The organism is Kitasatospora sp. NPDC094028 (assembly GCF_049543595.1).
In the GTDB taxonomy this organism is placed as follows: Bacteria; Actinomycetota; Actinomycetes; order Streptomycetales; family Streptomycetaceae; genus Kitasatospora.
In genome coordinates, this window is the sequence record NZ_JBMVFA010000026.1 from 14,329 (window position 1) to 38,071 (window position 23,743).

Annotated in this window: 26 protein-coding genes; 10 read left to right on the plus strand and 16 right to left on the minus strand. The window is 71.9% G+C overall.

What is annotated here, in order from left to right; genetic code table 11:
- The first annotated feature begins 35 nt into the window (after positions 1–35).
- The 4 genes from ACPC54_RS29830 to ACPC54_RS29845 all read left to right on the plus strand — a co-directional run bounded on the left by ACPC54_RS29830 (position 36) and on the right by ACPC54_RS29845 (position 3,411).
- The gene (locus ACPC54_RS29830; RefSeq protein WP_498969224.1) at positions 36–1,109 is read left to right on the plus strand and encodes a methyltransferase domain-containing protein; all 1,074 of its coding nucleotides are present in this window, start codon (positions 36–38) and stop codon (positions 1,107–1,109) included.
- 21 nt (positions 1,110–1,130) lie between these two features.
- Positions 1,131–1,463, plus strand: coding sequence for a hypothetical protein (locus tag ACPC54_RS29835; protein ID WP_498969225.1), 333 nt, complete (start codon positions 1,131–1,133; stop codon positions 1,461–1,463).
- Between the two features lie 88 nt (positions 1,464–1,551).
- A complete protein-coding gene (gene ybiA, locus ACPC54_RS29840) occupies positions 1,552–2,130 on the plus strand; it encodes a riboflavin biosynthesis intermediates N-glycosidase (protein WP_498969226.1) in 579 nt (192 codons plus the stop codon).
- 171 nt (positions 2,131–2,301) lie between these two features.
- Complete coding sequence (locus tag ACPC54_RS29845; protein WP_498969227.1) at positions 2,302–3,411, plus strand: hypothetical protein; 1,110 nt, start codon at positions 2,302–2,304, stop codon at positions 3,409–3,411.
- An 82-nt stretch (positions 3,412–3,493) separates the two neighbouring features.
- Here ACPC54_RS29845 and ACPC54_RS29850 read toward each other — a convergent pair whose 3' ends face one another.
- On the minus strand, positions 3,494–4,876 hold the full coding sequence (locus tag ACPC54_RS29850) for a glycine--tRNA ligase (RefSeq protein WP_498969229.1): 1,383 nt from the start codon (positions 4,874–4,876) through the stop codon (positions 3,494–3,496).
- Positions 4,877–5,067: 191 nt separating this feature from the next.
- Between ACPC54_RS29850 and ACPC54_RS29855 the strand changes: the two genes are divergently transcribed.
- From ACPC54_RS29855 to ACPC54_RS29870, 4 genes are read left to right on the plus strand one after another with little or no spacing between them, the layout of a single operon-like run.
- Complete coding sequence (locus ACPC54_RS29855; RefSeq protein ID WP_498969230.1) at positions 5,068–6,075, plus strand: metal ABC transporter substrate-binding protein; 1,008 nt, start codon at positions 5,068–5,070, stop codon at positions 6,073–6,075.
- Positions 6,076–6,090: 15 nt separating this feature from the next.
- Positions 6,091–6,870: a metal ABC transporter ATP-binding protein gene (locus tag ACPC54_RS29860; RefSeq protein ID WP_498969232.1), complete on the plus strand. Its 780-nt coding sequence runs from the start codon at positions 6,091–6,093 to the stop codon at positions 6,868–6,870.
- Complete coding sequence (locus tag ACPC54_RS29865) at positions 6,867–7,787, plus strand: metal ABC transporter permease (RefSeq protein ID WP_498969233.1); 921 nt, start codon at positions 6,867–6,869, stop codon at positions 7,785–7,787. The genes ACPC54_RS29860 and ACPC54_RS29865 overlap by 4 nt, the downstream gene beginning before the upstream one ends.
- A 35-nt stretch (positions 7,788–7,822) precedes the next feature.
- A complete protein-coding gene (locus ACPC54_RS29870) occupies positions 7,823–8,233 on the plus strand; it encodes a Fur family transcriptional regulator (protein ID WP_498969235.1) in 411 nt (136 codons plus the stop codon).
- A 113-nt stretch (positions 8,234–8,346) separates the two neighbouring features.
- Here the strand turns inward: ACPC54_RS29870 and ACPC54_RS29875 are convergent, their stop codons facing one another.
- The 4 genes from ACPC54_RS29875 to leuA all read right to left on the minus strand — a co-directional run bounded on the left by ACPC54_RS29875 (position 8,347) and on the right by leuA (position 12,989).
- Positions 8,347–9,186 (minus strand): isoprenyl transferase, encoded by an 840-nt coding sequence (locus ACPC54_RS29875; RefSeq protein ID WP_498969236.1) that lies wholly within the window; start codon positions 9,184–9,186, stop codon positions 8,347–8,349.
- Between the two features lie 4 nt (positions 9,187–9,190).
- On the minus strand, positions 9,191–9,937 hold the full coding sequence (recO, locus tag ACPC54_RS29880; protein WP_498969237.1) for a DNA repair protein RecO: 747 nt from the start codon (positions 9,935–9,937) through the stop codon (positions 9,191–9,193).
- 307 nt (positions 9,938–10,244) lie between these two features.
- Positions 10,245–10,943 (minus strand): TerB family tellurite resistance protein, encoded by a 699-nt coding sequence (locus ACPC54_RS29885; RefSeq protein WP_498969239.1) that lies wholly within the window; start codon positions 10,941–10,943, stop codon positions 10,245–10,247.
- Positions 10,944–11,192: 249 nt separating this feature from the next.
- Entirely contained in the window at positions 11,193–12,989 is a 1,797-nt protein-coding gene (gene leuA, locus ACPC54_RS29890; RefSeq protein ID WP_498969240.1) for a 2-isopropylmalate synthase, read from the minus strand.
- 338 nt (positions 12,990–13,327) lie between these two features.
- Here leuA and ACPC54_RS29895 point away from each other — a divergent pair, with 338 nt between their 5' ends.
- Both ACPC54_RS29895 and ACPC54_RS29900 read left to right on the plus strand, forming a co-directional pair.
- Positions 13,328–14,350, plus strand: coding sequence for a M4 family metallopeptidase (locus ACPC54_RS29895; protein WP_498969242.1), 1,023 nt, complete (start codon positions 13,328–13,330; stop codon positions 14,348–14,350).
- Between the two features lie 92 nt (positions 14,351–14,442).
- On the plus strand, positions 14,443–14,709 hold the full coding sequence (locus tag ACPC54_RS29900; protein WP_498969243.1) for a protealysin inhibitor emfourin: 267 nt from the start codon (positions 14,443–14,445) through the stop codon (positions 14,707–14,709).
- 36 nt (positions 14,710–14,745) lie between these two features.
- Here ACPC54_RS29900 and era read toward each other — a convergent pair whose 3' ends face one another.
- The 11 genes from era to ACPC54_RS29955 all read right to left on the minus strand — a co-directional run bounded on the left by era (position 14,746) and on the right by ACPC54_RS29955 (position 23,608).
- Positions 14,746–15,681: a GTPase Era gene (era, locus tag ACPC54_RS29905; protein ID WP_498969244.1), complete on the minus strand. Its 936-nt coding sequence runs from the start codon at positions 15,679–15,681 to the stop codon at positions 14,746–14,748.
- 61 nt (positions 15,682–15,742) lie between these two features.
- Positions 15,743–15,901, minus strand: a complete 159-nt coding sequence (locus ACPC54_RS29910; protein ID WP_498969246.1) for a hypothetical protein — start codon at positions 15,899–15,901, stop codon at positions 15,743–15,745.
- 78 nt (positions 15,902–15,979) lie between these two features.
- Positions 15,980–16,333 carry a cytidine deaminase-like protein gene (locus ACPC54_RS29915; protein ID WP_498969248.1) on the minus strand — a complete coding sequence of 118 codons (354 nt, stop codon included), beginning with the start codon at positions 16,331–16,333 and terminating at the stop codon, positions 15,980–15,982.
- Positions 16,334–16,364: 31 nt separating this feature from the next.
- Positions 16,365–16,916 carry a DUF4383 domain-containing protein gene (locus ACPC54_RS29920; protein ID WP_498969249.1) on the minus strand — a complete coding sequence of 184 codons (552 nt, stop codon included), beginning with the start codon at positions 16,914–16,916 and terminating at the stop codon, positions 16,365–16,367.
- A gap of 36 nt (positions 16,917–16,952) precedes the next feature.
- Positions 16,953–17,189 (minus strand): hypothetical protein, encoded by a 237-nt coding sequence (locus tag ACPC54_RS29925; RefSeq protein ID WP_498969250.1) that lies wholly within the window; start codon positions 17,187–17,189, stop codon positions 16,953–16,955.
- A 33-nt stretch (positions 17,190–17,222) separates the two neighbouring features.
- Positions 17,223–18,554: a hemolysin family protein gene (locus tag ACPC54_RS29930; protein WP_498969251.1), complete on the minus strand. Its 1,332-nt coding sequence runs from the start codon at positions 18,552–18,554 to the stop codon at positions 17,223–17,225.
- A 19-nt stretch (positions 18,555–18,573) separates the two neighbouring features.
- Positions 18,574–19,068: an rRNA maturation RNase YbeY gene (gene ybeY / locus ACPC54_RS29935; protein ID WP_045693630.1), complete on the minus strand. Its 495-nt coding sequence runs from the start codon at positions 19,066–19,068 to the stop codon at positions 18,574–18,576.
- 14 nt (positions 19,069–19,082) lie between these two features.
- Positions 19,083–21,188 carry a PhoH family protein gene (locus ACPC54_RS29940; protein WP_498969340.1) on the minus strand — a complete coding sequence of 702 codons (2,106 nt, stop codon included), beginning with the start codon at positions 21,186–21,188 and terminating at the stop codon, positions 19,083–19,085.
- Positions 21,189–21,463: 275 nt separating this feature from the next.
- Positions 21,464–22,381, minus strand: coding sequence for a ribonuclease Z (locus tag ACPC54_RS29945; RefSeq protein ID WP_498969253.1), 918 nt, complete (start codon positions 22,379–22,381; stop codon positions 21,464–21,466).
- A 1-nt stretch (position 22,382) separates the two neighbouring features.
- Positions 22,383–22,736 (minus strand): HIT domain-containing protein, encoded by a 354-nt coding sequence (locus tag ACPC54_RS29950; RefSeq protein ID WP_498969255.1) that lies wholly within the window; start codon positions 22,734–22,736, stop codon positions 22,383–22,385.
- 47 nt (positions 22,737–22,783) lie between these two features.
- The gene (locus ACPC54_RS29955; RefSeq protein ID WP_498969256.1) at positions 22,784–23,608 is read right to left on the minus strand and encodes an RDD family protein; all 825 of its coding nucleotides are present in this window, start codon (positions 23,606–23,608) and stop codon (positions 22,784–22,786) included.
- Positions 23,609–23,743 lie beyond the last annotated feature (135 nt).

The window sequence follows — 23,743 nt, forward strand, 5'->3', positions numbered from 1 at the left end:
CGGGAAGTGTGTTTCCCGTGGTCTTGAGGGGGGCCATGCAGGACCGATCCGGCGCAGCAGCCCCGCTCTCCCCTCCGCTTCGCACCGCCGTCGCCGCCGTGCCGCGCCCGCTGTTCCTGCGGCCGGGGGTGTTCCGGCCCGACCGCCGCGCCTGGCGGGCCGTGACCGACCCCGCCGAACTGGCCGAACTCGCCGACCACGAGTGGCCGTTGGTGCTCCAGGTGGAGTGGAACCGGGCCAGGTACCTGGCCGACCGGGCCACCTGGCGGCCCGTCCGCGGCACGCCCGTCCGCCTCCTCCCGGAGGCATCGGCGGCGGCGCGGCTGATCGAGGCGGCGGACGTCGCCCCGGGCTCGCGCGTCCTGGAGCTCGGCGCCGGGACGGGCTACTCCACCGCGCTGCTCTGCCAGTTGGGCGCCGAGGTCACGGCCGTCGAGGCCGACACCGCGCTCGCCGGGCACGCCCGCGCCTCGCTCGCGGAGGCCGGGTACGCGGCGTGCTTCACCGCCTCGCCGTCCGGCCCGTACGACCGGGTGGTCGTGACCGAGCCCGTCACCCGCCTCCCGCACGACTGGGTGCGGTGGGCCGGGCCCGGCGGGACGATCACCGCCACACTCGGCACCGAACTCGTCGGGCTCACCGTCCGCCCGGACGGCACGGCGGACGGCCGCGTCCTCGGCCCCTCGCCGATGCCGCCCGTCCCCACCGGGCCGCAGCCCTGGTCGGGCGGCGTCGGCGCCGCCACGCCCGCGCGGCCGACGAACACCCCGCCCTCGACGCTGGCGCACGGGACACCCGCCTTCCTCCTCCAACTCGCCTTCCCCGGCGCGCAACTGCGGTCGACCGTGGACGAGGACCTGGCGTCCGTCCACTACCTCCACCACCCCGGCAGCCCCACCCTGGTCGAGATCGTCGACGACACCTACGGCTGGACGGTCCGGGAGTACGGCAAGGCCCCCCTCTGGGCGCGGGTCGAACGCCTGGTCGCCGCCTGGCACGAGGCCGGCCGCCCCGATCTCGGCTCCGTCCGGCTCCGCCTCACCGAGGACACCCACACCTACCGCCTCGGCGACCACCCGGACCTGTGCTGGGAGCATCCGGCCCGGTAACGGTCCTGCAAGACTCTCCGCATGCAGACGTTCAAGCAGAACCCCGGCAGCACGCCCGGCGTCGTCACCCTCCTCGACGACGAGGGCACCACCTGGACGCTCCACCGCAAACGCCTCGACCTGCGCACCGTCCGCCGCCTCGTCCGCATCCCCGAAACCGCCCTCGTCCGGGGCCGCATGGGCGGCCTCGCCCCCGAAGCCACCGCCGACACCGAACGGCCCGGCCTCTGGGAGCTGATCAGGCGCGACTACGGCGGCCCCGGCGGCGACCCGAACCACGGCCGCTACGTCGCCCACGAGTTCCGCGCCGACTCCGGGCGGCGCCGCATGGTCTACATCGAGGACCACTGCTGAGCGCCCCCGCGGAGCGTCCGGACCGTTCGCCCGCACCGGCGCCGAAATCCCGCTGGCCTGAAAGCGCCCTTTGTGTCAGAGTGACGATATGAGCGAGAACCGACCCACCGCCCCCGCCGACGCCCGGACCCGCGAGGAGCTGTCCGCGCTGATGGCCGGCGGTGCCCGGCCCAAGTGGGTGATGTTCTGGGGGCACACCGAGCGCAAGGGCGGCGGCACCCGGCAGGAGTGCCTGAGCCAGTGGTGGCCCGGCCGGTTCACCGTCGACGGCGTCGACTACGCCTCGGCCGAGCACTGGATGATGGCCGGGAAGGCCCGGATGTTCGACGACCACGCCACCGCCGAGCGCATCCTCGCCGCCCGCACGCCCGCCGAGGCCAAGAAGCTCGGCCGGCTGGTCCGCGGCTTCGACGACGCGACCTGGGAGGCCGGGCGCTTCGAGCTCGTCGTCGAGGGCAACGTCGCGAAGTTCCGGCAGGACGAGGACCTGCTCGGCTACCTCCTCGGCACCGGCTCCCGCGTCCTGGTCGAGGCCAGCCCGCTGGACCGGATCTGGGGCATCGGGCTCGCCGCCGACGACATCCGGGCCCAGCAGCCGGACGAGTGGCGCGGGCTGAACCTCCTCGGCTTCGCGCTGATGGAGGCACGGGCGCGGCTGGCCGGATGAGGCCGCGACGCTCCTCCGGAGCGCGACCGGCGCACTTCTCGCAACGACCGCCCTCTGCGCGCTCCTTGACACCAGACGGACACGGCAAGTCGTGCGTTCTTAACTCCCCAGCCACATAACGACGCCAGGATGTCCCGCAGTCAGGGTCGAGATGGACAGGGTGGGGCGATCATGCGCATGCGGCCGACGGCACAACCCGCAGGCCAGCCGCTTGACGGTGAACAGCAGGCCGTCGAACTCCGGGCGGAGCTGGACGAGTTGCTGAACGCGAGCCGCTACGCCGGCCAGCGCGAGCGGCGGCTGAACGAGGCGATACGGGCGGCCCCCGGCCGGCAGCGCCCGGACGGGGACCTGCTGCGCCAGCTCGCCCAGGCCCGCACCCTGCGCGAGGGTTTGGGCGCCCGGTGCCTGCAACTGAGCAACGAACTGCAGGAGTTGGAGATCCGACTCAGACACGTGCAGCTCGACGACCAACCACCCCACGAACAACCGCAACCGCCGCTACGGCCCACCCCGCCGCCTCCCCCGCCGCCGCCCACCCGCCCGGACCTCGGCGCCCTCACCGCGCGGATCACCTCGCTCCACCGCACCGGCGCCCTCGCCGCGGCCGCCGACCTGCTCACCGAGGCGGCCGCCCGGCTGGACGCCACCGACGCCGCCCTGCTGATGGGCATGCTCTCCCAGCGCGGCCCGACCGGCGCCTCGCTCCAACTCGCCCGCGACTGCGCCGGGTCGGCGCCCGAGCGCGCGGTGGCGGTGCTCTCCGAGCTGCGGGAGCTGGGCCTGGCGGAGGAGGCCGCGGAGCTGTTCCACGCCTTCTGGTCCTACCCGGCGACGACCCTGCCCGCCCTGCTGGCCGCGCTGGAGCGGGCCGGGCAGCACGCGGACGGCGCGACCCTGCTGTGGGAGTGGGGCTCGGCCCCGACGCCCGAACTAACCGAGCTCGCCACCGGCCTGCGGCAGCACGGCCGCCAGGCCGACCTGCGCACCCTGCTGCGCCAGGCGGCCGGCCGCCCGACCGCCGACCTGGCCACCCTGGTGGCCGAACTGCCGCCGGAGCTGGCCGGCGTCCTCCTCGGCGAGCTGACCGTCCTGCGCCCGCCCATCGAACTGGCCCGGCTGGCGGCCGCGTTGAAGGACAGCCCGGCGCTGTACGGGCAGCTGCTGACGGCCCTGCTCGCGGACGAGGCCCGGCACCGCACCACCTTCGCCGCCCTGCGCACCGCGGGCCTGCCGACCACCCCGCCCGCCGCTCCCCGCTCCCGCTGGGGCCGGCGTTAGGACGCGGCCAGAAGCGAGGGAGCCCCCGCCCGCCCCGGCCGCGACCGGAACGAACGAGGGCTCCCCGCCCGAGGACGGAACCTCAGCAGCCGATGAGCCGCGCGCCCAGGTACGCCTTGACCTGGTCGAGCGACACGCGCTCCTGCGACATGGTGTCGCGGTCGCGCACGGTCACGGCGTTGTCCTCCAGGGTGTCGAAGTCGACCGTCACGCAGAACGGCGTGCCGATCTCGTCCTGGCGGCGGTAGCGCTTGCCGATCGCGCCGGCGTCGTCGAACTCGACGTTCCACGCGGTGCGCAGGTCCGCGGCGAGGCCGCGGGCCTTCGGCGAGAGGTCGGCGTTGCGCGACAGCGGCAGGACGGCGACCTTGACCGGGGCCAGGCGCGGGTCGAGCCGCATGCCAACGCGCTTCTCCATGACGCCCTTGGCGTTCGGCGCCTCGTCCTCGAAGTAGGCGTCGAGCAGGAACGCCAGCATGGCGCGGTTGAGGCCGGCCGCCGGCTCGATGACGTACGGGAAGTACCGCTCGTTCGACTCCTGGTCGAAGTACTTCAGGTCCTGGCCGGACGCCTCGCTGTGCACCCGCAGGTCGTAGTCCGTGCGGTTGGCGACGCCCTCCAGCTCGGAGAACTCGCTGCCACCGAAGTTGAAGCGGTACTCGATGTCCACCGTGCGCTTGGCGTAGTGGGAGAGCTTCTCCTTCGGGTGCTCGAAGAAGCGCATGTTCTCGGTGCGCAGGCCGAGGCCGACGTACCAGTCCCAGCGCTGCTGGAGCCAGTACTCGTGCCACTGCTCGTCCTCGCCCGGCTTGACGAAGAACTCCATCTCCATCTGCTCGAACTCACGGGTCCGGAAGATGAAGTTGCCGGGGGTGATCTCGTTGCGGAAGCTCTTGCCGGTCTGGGCGATGCCGAACGGCGGCTTCTTGCGCGAAGTGGTCTGGACGGCCCGGAAGTTGGTGAAGATGCCCTGGGCGGTCTCCGGGCGCAGGAAGGCCAGGCCGGAGGCCTCCTCGGTGACACCGAGGTGGGTCTTCAGCATGCCCGAGAAGTCCTTGGGCTCGGTGAACTGGCCCTTGGTGCCGCAGTCGGGGCAGTTGATGTCCTTGAGGCCGTTCGGCGGCGGGAAGCCGTGCTTGGCCTCGTACTTCTCCTCCAGGTGGTCGGCCCGGTGGCGCTTGTGGCAGGAGGTGCACTCGGTCAGCGGGTCGTTGAAGGTGGCGACGTGGCCGGAGGCCTCCCACACCTCGCGGGCGAGGATGACCGACGAGTCGAGTCCGACGACGTCCTCGCGGGCCTGGACCATCGCGCGCCACCACTGGCGCTTGATGTTCTCCTTGAGTTCGACGCCCAGCGGCCCGTAGTCCCAGGCGGCACGCGTGCCGCCGTAGATCTCGCTGCAGGGGTAGACGAAGCCACGGCGCTTGCTCAGGCTGACGATCGTGTCGATCTTGTCGGCGGCCACAGTGCTCTCTTCAGTACGTACGGCACGGTCAGGGCACGGCTGGTTGCTCGTACCCGAATACCTCAGGTTACCGGCCACATGGGTACGGGGTTCAAATCGGTATCGTCCGGCCCCGCCCATCCACCGACACCTGCCGTTCACCCGATCGAGTGATTTGACAATCATTTCCAGTTAATATGAGAATGATTGTCATGATGATCGGACAGTCTCGCCGTCGAACCTCCCGCTTCATAGCCCTCGCCGCCTCCGCCCTCACCGCCTCCCTCGTCCTCACCGCCTGCGGAGGCAGCAGCAGCGCCCACGGCGGCGACGGAAAGCTCAAGGTCGTCGCCTCCTTCTACCCGATGGAGTTCCTCGCCCAGCAGATCGGCAAGGACCACGTCGAGGTCACCGACCTCACCGCGCCCGGCGTCGAGCCGCACGACCTGGAGCTCACCGCCAAGCAGGTCGCCACCGTCCAGAAGGCCGACGCGATCGTCTACCTCAAGGGCCTGCAGCCCACCGTCGACCAGGCCGTCGACCAGTCGTCCAGCCCGCACAAGGTCGACGCCACCGCCGCCAGCCCGCTGGTCGACCACCACCTCGACGAGGGCACCGAGGGCCACCAGGGCAAGGGCCCGGCCGGCGACCCGCACATCTGGCTCGACCCGACCCGCTACTCCGCGATCGCCAGGAGCGTCGGCGACGAGTTCGCCAAGGCCGACCCGGCGCACGCCGACGAGTACCGGAAGAACACCGACGAGCTGGTCACCGAACTCACCGCCCTCGACCAGGACTTCCGCAACGGTCTGAAGGACGTGAAGAGCAGGACCTTCGTCACCAGCCACGCCGCCTTCGGCTACCTCGCCGACCACTACGGCCTCACCCAGGTCGCCATCAACGGCGTCGACCCGGAGTCCGAGCCCACCCCGGCCCGCCTCGCCGAGGTGCAGAAGGCCGCCAAGGACAACGGCGTCACCACGATCTTCTTCGAGACCCTGGTCAGCCCCAAGCTCGCCGACACCGTCGCCAAGGACCTCGGCCTGAAGACCGCCGTCCTGGACCCGCTGGAGGGCGTCAAGACTGATACGTCCACCGGCGCGAGCAAGGACGACTACCTGAGCGTCATGCGGCAGAACCTGGCCAACCTGCAGGCCGCCCTCGGCGCCACCCCGACCCCGGCCACCGCCGGCGCCACCCCCAGCGCCACCGCCGGCTGACGGGACGGACCCACCATGCTGCACCCGATACCCCCGACCGCGACCTCCCCCGCCGTCCGCCTCCGCGACGCCGTCGCCTCCCGCGGCGGCCGCCCGGTCCTGCGCGGCGTCGACCTCACCGTCCGCCCCGGCGAGGTGGTCGCCCTGCTCGGCGCCAACGGCTCCGGCAAGTCGACCACCGTCAAGGCCGTGATCGGCTCGGTGCCGCTGGAGCACGGCACGCTGGAACTGTTCGGCACCCCGTACCGCTCGTTCCGGGCCTGGCACCGCATCGGGTACGTCCCGCAGCGCACCACCGCCGCCTCCGGCGTCCCGGCGACCGTGCGCGAGGTGGTCTCCACCGGACGGCTGGCGCAGCACCGGCTGCTGCCGTTCCGCCGCAAGGACCGCACCGCCGTGGACGCCGCGCTGGACGCGGTCGGCATGCTCGACCGGGCCGGGGACGGCGTCGCCGACCTCTCCGGCGGCCAGCAGCAGCGGGTGCTGATCGCCCGCGCCCTGGTCGGCTCTCCCGAACTGCTGATCATGGACGAGCCGATGGCCGGCGTGGACGCCGCCAGCCAGCAGGTGCTCGCCGACACCCTGCGCGCCGAGGTCGACCGCGGCGCCGCCGTCCTCCTCGTGCTGCACGAACTCGGACCGCTGGAACCGCTGATCGACCGCGCCGTCGTCCTGCGGGACGGCTGCGTCGCGCACGACGGCCCGCCCGTGCCGAACACCGGCCTGCACGCGCTGCCCGGCCACGACCACGTCCACCCGCACGCCGACCTGACCCCGCCGAGGCTGCTCGCATGACCGAGATGCTCTCCTACGACTTCATGCAGCGCGCCCTGCTCGCCGCCGTCCTGGTGGGGATCACCGCCCCGGCGGTCGGCATCTACCTGGTGCAGCGCCGCCAGGCCCTGATGGGCGACGGCATGGGCCACGTCGCGATGACCGGCGTCGGCCTCGGCTTCATCTTCCAGACCAGCCCGGTCTGGATGGCCGTGCTGGTCTGCGTGCTCGGCGCCGTCACCATGGAGCTGGTCCGCTCGCGCGGCAACCAGCGCGGCGACATCGCGCTCGCGATGCTCTTCTACGGCGGCATGGCCTGCGGCAAGCTGCTGGTCTCGCTGTCCGCCCAGGCCGGCGCCGGCTCGCTGGAGAGCTACCTGTGGGGCTCGATCCTCACCGTCGCCCCCGGCGACCTGGCCGCGATCGCGGCACTCGGCGCGGTGGTCGTCGCGGTGACGGTCGGCCTGCGCCGCCAGCTGTTCGCGATCTGCCAGGACGAGGACTTCGCCCGGGTCACCGGCGTGCCGGTGCGGGTGCTCAACCTGCTGCTCGCGGTGATGGCCGCGGTCACCGTCACCGTCGCCATGCGGGTGGTCGGGCTGCTGCTGGTCAGCGCGCTGATGGTGGTCCCGGTGGTGGCCGCGCAGCAGCTCACCCGGTCCTTCGCCGCCACCCAGGCCGCCTCGATCGCGCTCGGCGTGGTGGTATCGCTGGCCGGCGTCACCGGCTCGTACCACCTCAACGTGCCGTCCGGGCCGGCCATCGTGCTGCTCGCCATCGCCGTCTTCGCGGTGTTCGGCGTGATCGCCGGGCCGCTCGCCCGGCGCCGCCACCGGGCCGGCGCCGAGCCCGGGCCGAGGGTCTGCGACGTCGAACTCCCGTCACCGACTTCCCCGGACCCGACCACGCCGGAGCGGGGGGCGGGGCTGGCACAATGAGGTGCGTGACGCCAACGACCCCAGGAGGACCCACGGTGACCACCGCAGGCCCGTCGCCGCGCGCCCGCTCGACCCGGCAGCGTGCCGCCGTCTCGGCGGCCCTGGACGAGATCGCGGACTTCCGCAGCGCCCAGGAGCTCCACGACCTGCTCAAGCACCGCGGAGACTCGGTCGGTCTGACCACGGTCTACCGCACCCTGCAGTCGCTCGCCGACGCCGGCGAGGTGGACGTGCTGCGCACCGCGGACGGCGAGGCCGTCTACCGCCGGTGCAGCAGCGGGCACCACCACCACCTGGTCTGCCGGCACTGCGGCTCCACCGTCGAGGTGGAGGGCCCGGCGGTGGAGCGCTGGGCGAACGCGGTCGCCGCCGAGCACGGTTTCAGCGACATCGCGCACACGCTGGAGATCTTCGGCACCTGCGCGGAGTGCGCCGAGAAGGGCTGAACACCGTCCCGCGCCGGGGCAGTCGGCACGGACGAGCACGGACGAGCACGACCGAGCACGACCCAGGGCCCGCAGGAACGCTCCTGCGGGCCCTCGGTCGTGCGACGGCACGGTCAGCGCTGCGCGGGCAGCGCCCCGCCCGCCTTCACGTCGTTCGGGATCGCCCCGCCGAAGCGGCGGTCGCGCATCGCGTACTGCTCGCAGGCGCGCCACAGGTCGCGGCGGTCGAAGTCCGGCCAGAGCACGTCCTGGAACACGAACTCGGCGTAAGCCGACTGCCAGAGCAGGAAGTTGGAGGTGCGCTGCTCACCGCTGGGGCGCAGGAAGAGGTCCACGTCCGGCATGTCCGGGTGGTACATGTACTTGGAGATGGTCTTCTCGTTGACCTTCTTCGGGTCGAGCTTCCCGGCCGCGACGTCGCGCGCGATCGCCTGGGTGGCGTCGGTGAGTTCGGCCCGGCCGCCGTAGTTGACGCACATGTAGAGGGTGACGGCGTCGTTGCCCTTGGTCTGCTCCTCGGCGACCTGCAGCTCCTGCACGACGCTCTTCCACAGCTTCGGCATCCGGCCGGCCCAGCGGATCCGCACGCCCATCGCGTCCATCTCGTCGCGGCGGCGGGCGATGACGTCCCGGTTGAAGTTCATCAGGAACTTCACCTCGTCGGGCGAACGCTTCCAGTTCTCGGTGGAGAAGGCGTACAGCGAGATGTTCTTCACGCCGAGCTCGATGGCGCCCTTGAGCACGTCCAGCACCACGGACTCGCCGACCTTGTGGCCCTCGGTGCGCGGCAGCCCGCGCTCCTTGGCCCAGCGGCCGTTGCCGTCCATCACGATCGCGACGTGCTCGGGGACCAGCTCGCCGGGGATCTTCGGCGGCTGTGCGCCGCTGGGGTGCGGGGTCGGGGGAACGTAGTTCCGCTGCTTGCCGCCGCCGAAGAGCCGTCGCGCTGCCATGTGCTCACTTCTCCACGTATCTCATCGAGCGGATGCCCCGCTCCAGGTGCCACTGCAGGTAGGCCGCGACCAGGCCGCTGCCCTCCCGCCAGTACCGGGGCTCGCAGGCATCGGCCGTCTGCCAGTCCCCTGACAGCAGCGCCCCGAGCAGTACCAGTGTCTCAGGGGAGGGTACGGCACATCCGGGCACTCGGCAGTCCGGGCAGAGCACACCGCCCGCCGGGAGCGAGAAGAAACGGTTCGGCCCCTCCAGGCCGCACTTGGCGCAGTCCGTGAAGCTCGCGCCGTACCCGTTCACCGCGAGCGAGCGCAGCAGGAAGGCGTCCAGCACCAGGTGCGACTCGTGCACCCCGGCCGCCAGCGTGCGCAGCCCGCCGACGAGCAGCAGGTACTGCTGGACGGCCGGCTCGCCCTCGTTCTCGGCGAAGCGCTCGGCCGTCTCCAGCATCGCGGTGCCGGCGGTGTAGCGGCCGTAGTCGGTGACGATCGAGCCGCCGTACGGCGCGATCGTCTCCACCTGGGTGCACAGCGGCAGGCCGCGGCCGACCAACTCGCTGCCCCGGCTGAAGAACTGCACGTCCACGTGCGAGAACGGCTCCAGGCGGGCGCCGAACTTGGACTTGGTCTTCCGCACCCCGCGCGCCACCGCCCGCACCTTGCCGTGCTGGCGGGTCAGCAGGGTGATGATCCGATCGGCCTCGCCGAGCTTCTGCGCCCGCAACACGACGCCGTCGTCCCGGAAAAGACTCATGCCAGCCATTGTCCCTCAGGCCCGGACGGCCGCGGACAGCCGTGTTGCCCGCACCGGGCCCGTGGGGGAGGACCACTGCGGTGCGGGTCACGGCGGGCCCGAATGGGGGGATGGGCGGGCCCGTTTGTGGGGGATTCGAAAGGTCTGCGGATGAGGAGGGGCTGCGGATGAGGAGGGGCTGCGGAGGGCGACCGGCCCACCGGGCCGGAAGGGCTGAGGAGTCGGGAGGGCTACGAGGTCGGGAGGGCTACCGGGCCGCGAGGGCTATGGAGCCGGGAAGGCCGCCGGGCGGGAGAACCGTCCGGGTTCAGAGGTTCCCGTACGGCGCCCGGGTCGCCGCCTCCAGCAGCACCGTGACCCGGGCCCGCGGCAGGTCCAGACATCGCCCGATGGCGGCCAGCGCCTCGCGCTCCTGCGGCAGGTAGCGCCCGTCCGCCAGCGCGATCGCCGCGCCCTGGCTGACCAGCCGCTCCCGGCCCTGCTGGGCGAGGTGTGGGGCGAGCGGTTCGAGCACCGCGTGCAGCTCGACGGCGAGGCCGCCGGCCTCCCCCAGCGGCCGCCCGGCCGGCTCCAGGTCGTGCGCCTCGTAGAGTTCGGCGCCGAGCCCGGACAGCGCGGCCAGCGCGGCCAGCACCTGGGCCTCGCCGCAGTCCTCGAAGCCGGCCTCGCGCACCGCCGCGCAGGCCGCCTCCAGGGCCGCGCGGTGGGCGGTGCCGCCGGCCGCGAGCATCGCCAGCGCGACGGTGTACTGGGCGTCCCGCAGCATCGAGCCGAGCCGCACGCAGGTGGGCTGCTCCAGGCTCTCCAGCCCGTACCGGCCGTGGCAGCCGGTGCACTGCACGCTGCCGGCCACCGGGCCGAGCGGGACCACCGGGGCTCCGAGCAACCGCAGCCACCGCCGGCCGTGCTGCCGGCGGTAGTTACGGTCCCCGCCGCAGCCCGGGCAGAAGAAGTCACCGAGAACGTCAGTCCGCCACCGCGGGCGAACACCCCACAACCTGGTCACGGCGCCACTCCCCAGACATGGCAGGCGGCCTGCCCGACAACGGGCAGGTCACGCGACCGGACACCAGGCCGTCCCACCGACCCGGCTTTCCGGTGGATCGATGTTGCCACGGTTACCGGCACGTGTCAGTACCCGGAACGGCTTCCGGTCCGAAAAAATGTGGCGCAGGCCACAGGAGGGCCCCGCAGTCGCCCGGACACCGCGAAGGGTCGCCCCGCGGGGCGACCCTTCGCATGCCACCCTGACGAATTACCCGCGCCGGGCCCGGTTGACGGCGCTGGTCATCGCCTTCAGCGAGGCCAGCACGGTGTTGCCGTCGATGCCGACGCCCCACAGCACCTTGCCGTCCACCGCGCACTCCACGTACGCGGCGGCCTGGGCGTCGCCGCCCTCGCTCAGCGCGTGCTCGGCGTAGTCCAGGACGCGTACGTCCACGCCGATCTTCGCCAGCGCGTCCGCGAAGGCGGAGACCGGGCCGTTGCCGACACCGGTCAGGGTGACCGGCTCGCCGTCCACCAGCGCGCCGGCGATCAGCGCGTCCCGCCCGTCCTCGGTGGTCAGGGTGCGCGATCCGCTCAGCGAGATCCGGCCCCACGGGTTGCCGGTGGTCGGCAGGTACTCGTCCTCGAAGACCCGCCAGATCTCGGCCGGGGTGACCTCGCCGCCCTCGGCGTCGGTCTTGGCCTGGATGATCCGGGAGAACTCGATCTGCATCCGGCGCGGCAGGTCCAGCTTGTGGTCGTTCTTCAGCACGTACGCCACGCCGCCCTTGCCGGACTGGCTGTTGACCCGGATCACGGCCTCGTAGGTGCGGCCGACGTCCTTCGGGTCGATCGGCAGGTACGGCACGCCCCAGGTGTGCTCCCCGACCGGCACGCCGGCCGCCCGCGCGTCCGCCGTCAGGGCGTCGAAGCCCTTCTTGATCGCGTCCTGGTGCGAGCCCGAGAAGGAGGTGTAGACCAGGTCGCCGGCGTACGGGTGGCGCGGGTGCACCTCCATCTGGTTGCAGTACTCGGCGGTGCGGCGCACCTCGTCGATGTCGGAGAAGTCGATCTGCGGGTCGACGCCCTGCGAGAACAGGTTCATCGCGACGTTGACCAGGTCCAGGTTGCCGGTCCGCTCGCCCTGCCCGAACAGACAGCCCTCGACCCGGTCCGCGCCCGCCATGACGGCCAGCTCGGCGGAGGCCACGCCGGTGCCGCGGTCGTTGTGCGGGTGGCTGGACAGGCAGACGAACTCGCGGCGGGACAGGTTCCGCGACATCCACTCGATCTTGTCGGCGTAGACGTTCGGGGTGGAGCGCTCGACGGTGGTCGGCAGGTTCAGGATGATCTCGCGGCCCTCGCCCGGCTGCCAGACGTCCATCACCGCCTCGCAGACCTCCAGCGCGAAGTCCAGCTCGGTGTCGATGAAGATCTCCGGCGAGTACTCGTAGCCGAAGACCGTCTCGTCGCCCAGGATCTTCTCGGCGTACTCCATCACCAGGCGGGTGCCGTCCACGGCGATGCCCTTGATGTCGTCCTTGCTGCCCTTGAAGACCACCCGGCGGAACAGCGGCGAGGTCGCGTTGTACAGGTGGACGGTGGCGCTCGGCGCGCCCTTCAGCGACTGCACCGTGCGCTCGATCAGGTCCTCGCGGGCCTGCGTCAGCACCGAGATGGTGACGTCCTCCGGGATCGCCCCCTCCTCGATCAGTGACCGCACGAAGGCGTAGTCGGTGGCACCGGAGGACGGGAAGCCGACCTCGATCTCCTTGTAGCCGAGCCGGACCAGCAGGTCGAACATCATCCGCTTGCGGGCCGGCGACATCGGGTCGATCAGCGCCTGGTTGCCGTCCCGCAGGTCGGTGGAGAGCCAGCGCGGCGCCTTGGTGATCACCGCGTTCGGCCAGGTGCGGTCCGGCAGGTCGACGGTGCCGAACGGCAGGTAGCGGCCGTACCGCATGCCCGAGGGCTGCTGGCGGACGGAGGCCGCGGTGATCGGGGTGGGCCGGTCGACGAAGGCGGGGGCGGCGGGAACGGACGCGGCGGAGCTCTGCTCGGTCATGGAGGTGACTCTCGGCTTCCTGTGGATGCGTGATGCGGGCGGGTCGGGGTGGTCTACACCGATTGGCCGGCCTCTGCGGTGCCGCTCGCGATACACCATCGGATCGCCTGAGTGCGCGCACAGCTCGTTCCCCGCGGCGAGGGAGCCGGCCCCCGTGGGACTACAGGCCCTCGACGCGGCAGCTAAGAAGAAGCAGCCCGTTGCGCATGATGAAGCCCAGCGTAACCCAGGCCCGCGCGCCCCCGAAGTGATCCGGGCTACCGTTCCACCCCTTGAGACGGCGAATGGTCATGCCAAAGGTGGTGACAACCGGTCATCGATGTCCCACCCTGGGTCACATGACAGCAGGAGTCCCGCTCTGCGCGATCGTTCCGCCGTACGTCCTGGACCGCCTCGCCGAGGCCGGTCACGAGCCCGCCGTCCTCTCCCTCGCGCTCGACGCCGCGCACCGCGCGGCCCGCCTCGCCCCGCCCCCGCCCGCCGCCGCGAGCCCGGCCCTCAGCCGGGTGATCGCCGACGCCGGGCACACCCAGCGCCTGCCCGGCCGCTCCGTCCGCACCGAGGGCCAGGCCCCGACCGCCGACGACTCCGTCACCCACGCCTACGACGGCCTCGGCGCCACCTTCGCGCTCTACGCCGACGCCTACGGCCGCCGCTCCATCGACGACCAGGGGCTGCGCCTGGACGCCACCGTGCACTACGGCCAGAACTACGACAACGCCTTCTGGAACGGCCACCGGATGGTCTTCGGCGACGGCGACGGCGAGATCTTCGGCGACTTCACCGCCTGCATCGACGTCATCGGCCACGAACTCACCCACGGCGTCACGCAGTTCACCGCCGGGCTGGAGTACCACGACCAGCCCGGCGCGCTCAACGAGTCCGTCTCCGACGTCTTCGGATCCCTCGTCAAGCAGTACGCGCTGCACCAGGACGCCACCCAGGCCGACTGGCTGATCGGCGCCGGCCTGCTCGCCCCCGGCATCCAGGGCGTCGCGCTGCGCTCGATGAAGGCACCCGGCACCGCGTACGACGACCCCCGGCTCGGCAAGGACCCGCAGCCCGCGCACCTGCGCGACTACGTGAACACCTCCGAGGACAACGGCGGGGTGCACATCAACTCCGGCATCCCCAACCACGCGTTCTACCTGCTCGCCACCGCCCTCGGCGGCCCGGCCTGGGAGCGCGCCGGGCGGATCTGGTACGACGCGCTGACCGGCCGCCGGCTGCCCGCCGACGCCGACTTCACCGCCTTCGCCCGGGCCACCGTCGCCGCCGCCAAGGCCCGCTACCCCGACCAGCCCTCGATCGCCGACACCGTGACCGCCTCCTGGGCCCAGGTGGGGGTCAGCCCGGGCTGAGCGACCGTCGCGGGGGTGTCGAAACCGCAGCCAAGGTCACGGTCCGGGAAAAGCGCCGCAAATCCCCATCCATGGGTAGCACCATGGACACCATGCGTATCCAGGTGACCCGGACCGGCGGCCTCGCGGGAATCGTCCGCCACGCGGAACTCGACACCGTCGACCGCACGGACGCCCCGCACGTCCACGCCCTCGCCCGCGAGGCCGTCGCGGGCGGCCTGCGCGCCCCCTCCTACGGGGTGCCGGACGGCTTCCACTACGAGATCACCGTCGACGGCCGGACGGTGCACTGCGCCGACCCGAAGCTCAGCGACTCGCAGCGCGAGCTGGTCTCCCTGGTGCTGCGCGAGGGTGCGTGACCCGCGGCCCCCGCGCAGCACCGGCGCGCCGTCGGCTCAGAAGCCGAGCTTGCGCAGCTGCTTCGGGTCGCGCTGCCAGTCCTTGGCCACCTTGACGTGCAGGTCCAGGTAGACCGGGGTGCCGAGCAGCGCCTCGATGTGCTTGCGGGCGGTCGTGCCGACGTGCTTGAGCCGGGCGCCCTTGGCGCCGATGACGATCGCCTTCTGGCTCTGCCGCTCGATGTAGACGTTGGCGTGGATGTCCAGCAGCGGGCGGTCCGCCGGCCGGTCCTCGCGCGGCAGCATCTCCTCGACCACGACGGCCAGCGAGTGCGGCAGTTCGTCCCGGACGCCCTCCAGCGCGGCCTCACGGATCAGCTCGGCGACCATGATCTGCTCGGGCTCGTCGGTGAGGTCGCCGTCCGGGTAGAGCGGCATGCCCTCCGGCAGCAGCTTGGTGAGCAGGTCCGCCACCAGCGACACCTGCTTGTCGCCGACCGCCGAGACCGGGATGATCTCGGCCCACTCGAAGCCGAGTTCGAGGCCGAGCTGGTGGATCGCGATCAGCTGCTCGGCGAGCCGCTTGGAGTCCACCAGGTCGGTCTTGGTGACGATGGCGACCTTGGGGGTCTTCTTGATCTCGGCGATCTCCTTGGCGATGAACTTGTCGCCGGGGCCGATCTTCTGGTCGGCGGGCAGGCAGAAGCCGATCACGTCGACCTCGGCCCAGGTGGTGCGGACCAGGTCGTTCAGGCGCTCGCCGAGGAGGGTGCGCGGCTTGTGCAGACCGGGGGTGTCGACCAGCACGAGCTGGGCGTCCGGGCGGTGCACGATGCCGCGCACGGTGTGCCGGGTGGTCTGCGGGCGGTCGGAGGTAATCGCGACCTTCGTCCCCACCAGGGCGTTGGTCAGGGTCGACTTGCCCGCGTTGGGACGGCCGACGAAGCACGCGAACCCGGAGCGGAAGGAGGAAGGAGCACTCATGGGCTCCATTCTCCCTGATCACCGGAGCCCCGCCGCCCAGGCCCCGCGCAGTGGCCCTCGGCCCTCCCGGTCAGCCCTTCCCCCCGCCCTTCCCGGTCAGCGAGAACACGACCAGCAGCACCAGGTAGGCGACCGAGCCCCAGAGCCAGAACGGCGAGCCGGACTCCTGCCACTTGCCCATGCCCATCACGAACAGCAGCAGCCCGGCGAAGAACGCCAACGCCCCCATGCCCCAGCCCCCTCACCGAACCACTCCCCCGGTGAGATTATCGGCTGAGCCCATGAGGGCGATGCCTGCGGTACGGCTTCAGCGGGCCTCGACCGACACCCGCAGCGTCCCGTCCGGGCCGGCCAGCAGCACCGGCGTCCCGGCCCCGCCGAGGTCCCGGACGGCCGCCAGGTCCGCCTCGGCCGGCTGCTCCGCCTCGCTCACCACGGCCGCCGCCTCCAGCGACTTGGCGCCGCTGGCCACCGCCATCGCCACGGCCGTCCGCAGCGCGCTCAGCCGCAGCGACTCCAGGGCGACCGTCCCGGCCACGTAGGTGCGGCCGGTCTCGTCACGCACCGCGGCCCCCTCGGGGACGCCGTTGCGGGCGCGGGCCGAGCGGGCCAGGGTGATGATCTTCTTGTCTTCGGGGTCGAGTTCGACGCTGTCACTCATGCCGCCGAGCATAAGTGGCGTGGGTCATGAGTCAGTGGCCGACCGGGTGGGTCCGCCCCGGGTTCGGCTTGAGGACCTTGACGAAGGTCTTCGCGGCACCGGACGGCCGGGCCTCCTCGTGCTCGATCCGCTCGCGCCAGAACGGGTTGTCGTGCGGCAGGTGGCTGCTGACCCGGCCGTACATCCCGAAGGTCGTCACCACGATCCCGAACACGAACGCGAACAGCACGTTGGACATCCGGAAGTTGAGGATGTTGGCGTCCGGCCGCCCGAGCACCGCCAGCCCGTAGAAGCCGGAGAGCACGAACAGCACGCCGACCACCATGTTGAGGTTGGACGCGAAGTTCCCGCCGATCACCGCCCCGGCCACCAGGACCGCGCCCGCCACGATGGACAGGATGCTCAGCGCCCCGTTGGTCGACAGCCCGGCGATCCGGTCGCCGTGGGTGGCCAGGAAGCCCGGGTGGTCGGTCAGCCCCAGGATCCCGAACACGATCAGGAAGACCCCCCCGAGCCCCGCCCCGATCCGCCACACCATGGCGAGCCGGGTTCCGACGGTGGGCAGTTCGTCGTGCAACTTCATGGCGACCTCCAGAGCTCGGCCATGATCCAACCGCGCCTAGCTGTAAGGGTTGCTCCCCTGCATGTGCGGCGTCTCGTGCATGTAGAGCGAGCCGCACTGCTGGCAGCACCGCAGCCCGGTGCCCCACTCCTGCTCGGGCCGGGTCTCGGCGTCGTCGGGCATGGTCCGGCCGCACAGCGCCGTCGACGGGTCCCCGTCCCGCACCACGTGCCAGGACTTGGCTCCGCCGGCCGCCCCCTGCGGGCCGTACTCCGCGCGAAGTTTGTGCGTCATGCCCTCCATGGTCGCGCGGCGGGCGGCCACCCGCTACTCGCCCGGCCCGGCCCCGCCGTCCGCCGACCCGCGCACCGGCGTGGCCACCATCGAGCCGATCCGGTTGCGGCGCCCGGCCGAGGACTCGGCGGTCAGCAGGATGCCGGTCAGGCCGTCGCCGTCCCCGGCGCCCTCCGGCAGCGGGATCTCGCAGGCGGAACCGGGGATCGGCACCCGGCCGAGGTGCTTGGCCAGCAGGCCACCGACTGTCTCGACGTCCTCGTCCTCCAGCTCGATCCCGAACAGCTCGCCCAGGTCCTCCACCAGCAGCCGGGCGGTGATCCGGTAGGAGCCGTCGCCCAACTCCTCGACCGGCGCGATCTCCTGGTCGTACTCGTCGGTGATCTCGCCGACGATCTCCTCCAGGACGTCCTCGATGGTGACCAGTCCGGCCGTGCCGCCGTACTCGTCGATCACGATCGCCACGTGCGAGCGGCGCTGCTGCATCTCGCGCAGCAGGTCGCCGGCCGGCTTGGAGTCCGGGACGAAGACGGCCGGGCGCATCACCGCGCCGACCTCCTCCGACTCGGCGTCCCGGTTGATGTGGGTGCGCCGCACCAGGTCCTTCAGGTAGACGATGCCGACCACGTCGTCCTCGTTGTCCCCGACCACCGGGATCCGCGAGAAGCCCGAGCGCAGCGCCAGGGTGAGCGCCTGCCGGACGGTCTTGTGCCGCTCGATCATCACCAGGTCGGTGCGCGGCACCATCACCTCGCGGACGATGGTGTCGCCGAGCTCGAAGACCGAGTGCACCATCCGGCGCTCCTCGTCCTCGATCAGGTCGTCCTTCTCGGCGAGGTCGACCAGGGCCCGCAGCTCCGCCTCGGAGGCGAACGGCCCCTCCCGGTAGCCCTTGCCCGGGGTCAGCGCGTTGCCGAGCAGGATCAGCAGCCGGGGGATCGGGCCGAGCACCGCGGCCAGCGGCAGCAGCACGAAGGAGGCCGCGGTCGCGGTGGTGAGCGGGTGCTGGCGCCCGATGGTGCGCGGCGAGACGCCGACCGCCACGAAGGAGACCAGCACCATCACGCCGAAGGCCAGCAGCACGGCCTGCCAGGTCGGGTGGAGGTTGCGCACGCACACCGCGGTGACCAGCACGGCCGCCGCCATCTCGCTGGCGACCCGGATCAGGGTCGCCAGGTTGAGGTAGCGGATCGGGTCGGAGGCGACGGTCAGCAGCCGCGCGGAACCGCGCCGCCCGTTGCGGACCGCCTCCTCCGCCCGGAACCGGGAGACCCGGGAGATGCCCGCCTCGGCGCACGCGGCCAACCAGCCGAGCACGACCAGCGCCACGGCGCCGAGGATGAAGCTCGTACTCTCACCACTCACAGGAGTTCGGGCCCCGCGCTCAGTGGGTGGTGGGGGCCGGGGAGATGCCGCCGAGGCCCTTGCCCGCCCGCCAGTCGTCCAGGATCCGCTTCTGGAGGGCGAACATCTCCTCCTCCTCCTCGGGCTCCTCGTGGTCGTAGCCGAGGACGTGCAGCACCCCGTGGACGGTGAGCAGCTGCAGCTCCTCGTCCATCGAGTGCTTGGAGGGGGCCGCCTCGCCCTGCTGCTTGGCGACCTCGGGGCACAGCACGATGTCGCCGAGCAGGCCCTGCGGCAGCTCCTCGCCGTCCTTGCCGGGGCGCAGCTCGTCCATCGGGAAGGACATCACGTCGGTCGGACCGGGCAGGTCCATCCACTGGATGTGCAGCTCCTCCATCGCCGCGCCGTCCACCAGGATCACGGACAGTTCGGACTGCGGGTGGATCCGCATCCGGTCGAGGGCGAAGCGGGCGACGTCGAGGATGGCCTCCTCGTCCGCTTCCCAGCCGGACTCGTTGGCGATATCGATGGACATGAGGGGCTTGGTGCTCAGCTTTCGGTGCGGTGGGACTGTCGGGGTGCGCGGGCCGCCGCGGTCTTGCCGGGGCGGCGCTGGGTCGGCTTGCGGTCGAGCGGGGTGTTCTGCTCGGCCTCCTGCCGGGCGTCCCAGCGTTCGTAGGCGTCCACGATCCGGCCGACCAGCTTGTGGCGGACCACGTCGGTGCTGGTGAGGACGGAGAAGTGGATGTCGGGCACGTCGGCCAGGATCTCCTGGACGACCTTGAGGCCGCTGCGGGTGCCGCCCGGGAGGTCGATCTGGCTGGTGTCGCCGGTGACCACCACCCGGGAGTTGAACCCGAGGCGGGTGAGGAACATCTTCATCTGCTCGGGCGAGGTGTTCTGGGCCTCGTCCAGGATGATGAAGGCGTCGTTGAGGGTGTTGTGCGTCAGCAGGTGGTCCTCGGTCACGTAGAGCGAATCGGCCGCCGCGACCTGGATGCATACGGCTTCCTCGCGCCCGGCGGGCTCGATGCTGTCGATGTGCCGCATCGGCCGCCCTCCACCGCCGGCGGCGAGGTACTTCTCCGCCTTGCGCCGCAGCCTGAAGGGTTCGATCCCTTCGGGAAGGCGGATGTCGACGACGTGGGCATCGTAGCGGTGCTGGATGTCGCGGCCCCGCGCGCGGCCCGGCTTCCGGCCTTCCGCCGGCCTGCGCCGGGTGTAGGCCACCCCGCCGAGGGACCGGACCAGTTCGATCACGTCATCGCGCAGCAGGATCGAGGTGGTCGTGTACTGCACGCGGCAGGTCCGGCCGGCCTGCGTCACCGGCCCGCCGTCCGCGTCCAGCAGCCCCTGCAGGACGGCCAGACGGATCGCCGGGGAGTTGCGAAGATAGACCTCGGGCACGAACTTCGAGCACGACCTGCCGCCCAGGAGGTCGAGCTCCCGAAGGACCTCGGTGAGCGGGTTCGCGAGGGTCATCAGGTCGCCCGGCGCCTTCGCCCTGCTCAGCGTGTAGTCGACTCCGCCCTTCGGCCGAACTTCGATTCCCGGCAGAACTGCGTCCAGGGCGGACGCGAGATCGGGGTCCTCAGTGGCGAAGGAGGGTGTCGTGGAGCCGGTGAGGCAGCCGTCACCGAGCAGCAGTCCCAATGCGTACGGGTCGATGGGCACGTCCTGCTCCGGAAAGCGAACCGGCTGGCTGAGCAGCGGCAACTCGTACCGCCGCGCGTGCGCGGCCCGGACGTTCCCGATCATCTCCCGGGTTTCGAGAACGCGCCAGGGCTTGTTCCGGCGACGGTCCGCTGCTGTCCGGACCGTCCACAAGTGCTCTCCGCAGCAGAGCGTCGATGCCCCGTCCTGAGCCGTGACGCGGTAGATGTCCTTCTCACCCTGCGGGTAGACACCCAGCACGGGTGTCGGCTCGCCATTCGACCCGGTGACGAGGTCACCCACTCGGAGGTCGCCGATCGCACGCCAGCCGTCCGGCGTGAGCACCTTGGTGAAAAGCGGTTGCGCGCGGCCGCGCATGTACGCGAGCGGGGCGACCTCGATGGTGCCGGCCGCCATCAGGCGCGGGATGGAGTCCGGGTCCATCATGTCGTGCAGCGCGTCGTAGAGCGGGCGCAGGTACGGGTCGATCTTCTCGTAGAGGGTGCCGGGCAGGAAGCCCAGCCGCTCCCCCGCCTCGACCGCGGGCCGGGTCAGGATGATCCGGTTGACCTCCTTGGCCTGCAGGGCCTGCACGGCCTTGGCCATCGCCAGGTAGGTCTTGCCGGTGCCGGCCGGGCCGAGGCCGAACACGATGGTGTGCTTGTCGATCGCGTCGACGTAGCGCTGCTGGTTGAGCGTCTTCGGGCGGATCGTACGGCCCCGGTTGGAGAGGATGTTCGCGGTGAACACCTCGGACGGCGCCGGGCCGTCCGGACCCTCCTCGCGGAGCATGGCGATGGAGCGCTCCACGGCGTCCTCCGTCAGGGGCTGGCCGGTGCGCAGCACCAGCATCATCTCGGTGAACAGGCGCTGCACGAGGGCGACCTCGGCGCGCTCTCCGGTGGCGGTCACCTCGTTGCCGCGGACGTGGATGTCGGCGGCCGGGAACCCCTGCTCGATCACGCGCAGCAGCGAGTCCGCCGTGCCGAGCAGGGTGACCATCGGGTGCTTCTCGGGGATCACGATCCGGGCGCTCACGCGACCGTCGTCGGCCGGCTCGGGCCGCGACCGTCCGTTGGTACGGGTCTGCGATGTGTCACTCATGGGTCGGCCCTGGGGCCTGCCTCATCCCATCCGTGGTCTCGGGTGCCGCTCGGTCTCTCCGGGGCACCAGGGTACGCCGCGCACGTGATCGCCGCGGCGGGCGGCGGGGCCGCACCCGACGATGCTGCGGCAGATCGCGGAGCGGCGCGAGCCCTTTTCCCGCACGGCTGCGGCTACCGGCGGGCCGGGACGGGCACCCGGGCGAGGTCCTCGGCGATCACCAGTTCCCCGTCGAAGTGCTTGCGGGCGTCGGCCAGGTGCTGGCCCAGGTCCGGGTAGCGCTGGGAGAAGTGGGTCAGCACCAGGGTGCGCACGCCCGCTTCCGCGGCGGCCTTGGCGGCCTGGCCGGCGGTGAGGTGGCCGTGGTCCTCGGCGAGGCGGGCGTCGGCGTCCGAGAAGGTCGCCTCGGCGACCAGCAGGTCGGCGCCCTCGGCGAGCGCGTGCACGCCCTCGCACATCCGGGTGTCCATCACGAAGGCGAACTTCTGGCCCGGCCGCGGCTCGCTGACCTCGTCCAGGGTGACCGTCCGGCCGTCCACCACGACCGCGCCCTCGTGCTGCAGCCGGCCGACCGCCGGGCCGGACACGCCCAGTGCGGCGAGCCGCTCGGGCACCAGCCGGCGGCCGTCCGGCTCGGACAGCCGGTAGCCGAAGGACTCGACGGGGTGGTCGAGCCGGACTGCGTCCAGCGCGAAGCGGGCGCCGGGCGCGGGCAGCGGGCCGGGTTCGTCGATCGGCCGGGGGCGCAGCACGGCGGTCTCGTGGTACGCGGTGGCGTGCCGCAGCCGCTCGAAGTAGACCTCGCCGGAGGCGGGGAAGTAGACGTCGACCGGGTGCGGGACGCGGTCGAGGTTGATCCGCTGGATGACCCCGGCGAGGCCCAGGCAGTGGTCGCCGTGGAAGTGGGTCACGGCGATCCGGGTGATCTGGGTGGCCGTGACCCCGGCGTGCAGCATCTGCCGCTGGGTGCCCTCGCCGGGGTCGAACAGCAGGCCTTCGCCGTCCCAGCGGAGCAGGTAGCCGTTGTGGTTGCGGTGCCTGGTGGGCACCTGGCTGGCGGTGCCGAGGACGACGAGTTCGCGCTGGGACACGTCAGACCATGCGCTCGGTCATGGACGTGCCGCCGAGCACGTGCACGTGCGCGTGGAAGACGGTCTGGCCGGCGCCCGCACCGGTGTTGAAGATCAGCCGGTAGTCCTCCAGGCCCTCGTCCTTCGCCACCGCGCCCGCCTCGGCGAGCAGTTCGGCGGCGATCTCCGGCTCGGCGGCGGCCAGCGCGGCGGCGTTCGGGTAGTGGACGTGCGGGATGACCAGGACGTGCACCGGGGCCTTCGGGGCGATGTCGCGGAAGGCGAGGACGCGCTCGGTCTTGCGCACCACGGTCGCCGGGATCTCGCCCGCCACGATCTTGCAGAACACGCAGTCGTGCTGCGGCTCGCCGGCCATCGGTCTCTCCTCGGTTCGCGGGATGCTCTGGTCCGTACGGGCGCAGCCTAGCCGAGCCGCCCGACCGCCTGCTCGTACTCCCGCAGGTGCTTCCAGCGCACCGACCGCATGCCGACGATGTCGCCCTCGGACACCTCGACCTCGTCGGACAGCCACATGACGATCAGCACGACGAAGCCGAGCAGCCAACGCCGCGTCAGCCGCCACGTGTTGGGGCGCTGGACGTGCTTGCGGCGGACCACCCGCATGGCCAGGATCCCCTTGCCCACGCTGAAGCCGGTGAGCCGGGCGAGCACCACCTGGTTGAGGAAGGAGGTGAGCAGGCTGACGCCGATGAACGCCACCCAGAAGGGCACCACCGGGCTCTGGATCACGGTGTGGCCGGCGTGCACGACGGGCTTGGCGGTCTCCGCCGTCTTGTCGTCGGCGATGGCGGCCGCGAAGCCGGCGACGAGGGCGAGGAGGAAGTCGAGCACGATCGCCAGGAACCGCCGCCCGGCGAACGCCTCCTCCGGGCACTTCGGGAGTTCCGGCTGCGGCTGCGCGTACGGCTGCTGCGCGTAGGGCTGCTGGAACTGCGCGGGCTGCTGCTGGTAGCCCTGCGGCGGGTACGGCTGCTGCTCCTGCGGCGGGTACGGCTGCTGCGGCTGCGCGTACGGCTGGGGCTGCGGCTGGCCCTGCGCCGGGTACGGCTGCTGCGCGTACGGCTGCGGCTGCGGCGGGTACGGCTGCTGGCCCTGCGGCGGGTACGGCTGCTGCGGAGGCGGGTACCCCTGCGGCGGGTACGGCTGCGGCGGCTGAGGCTGCTGCGCGTACGGATTGGGGCCGTAGCCGTACTGCTGCGGCTGCGGCGGCGGATAGCCCTGCGCCATGTGCTCCCCCGTGACTGTCGATCAGGCGATCTGGATCAAGAACAGCCCCGCATCCTACTCACCGCGCGGCGCGGGAAGTCGGCCCCGTCGACTTCCCGCGCTGTTTCATCGCCCGCTCGCCTCCGGGGCGCTCCG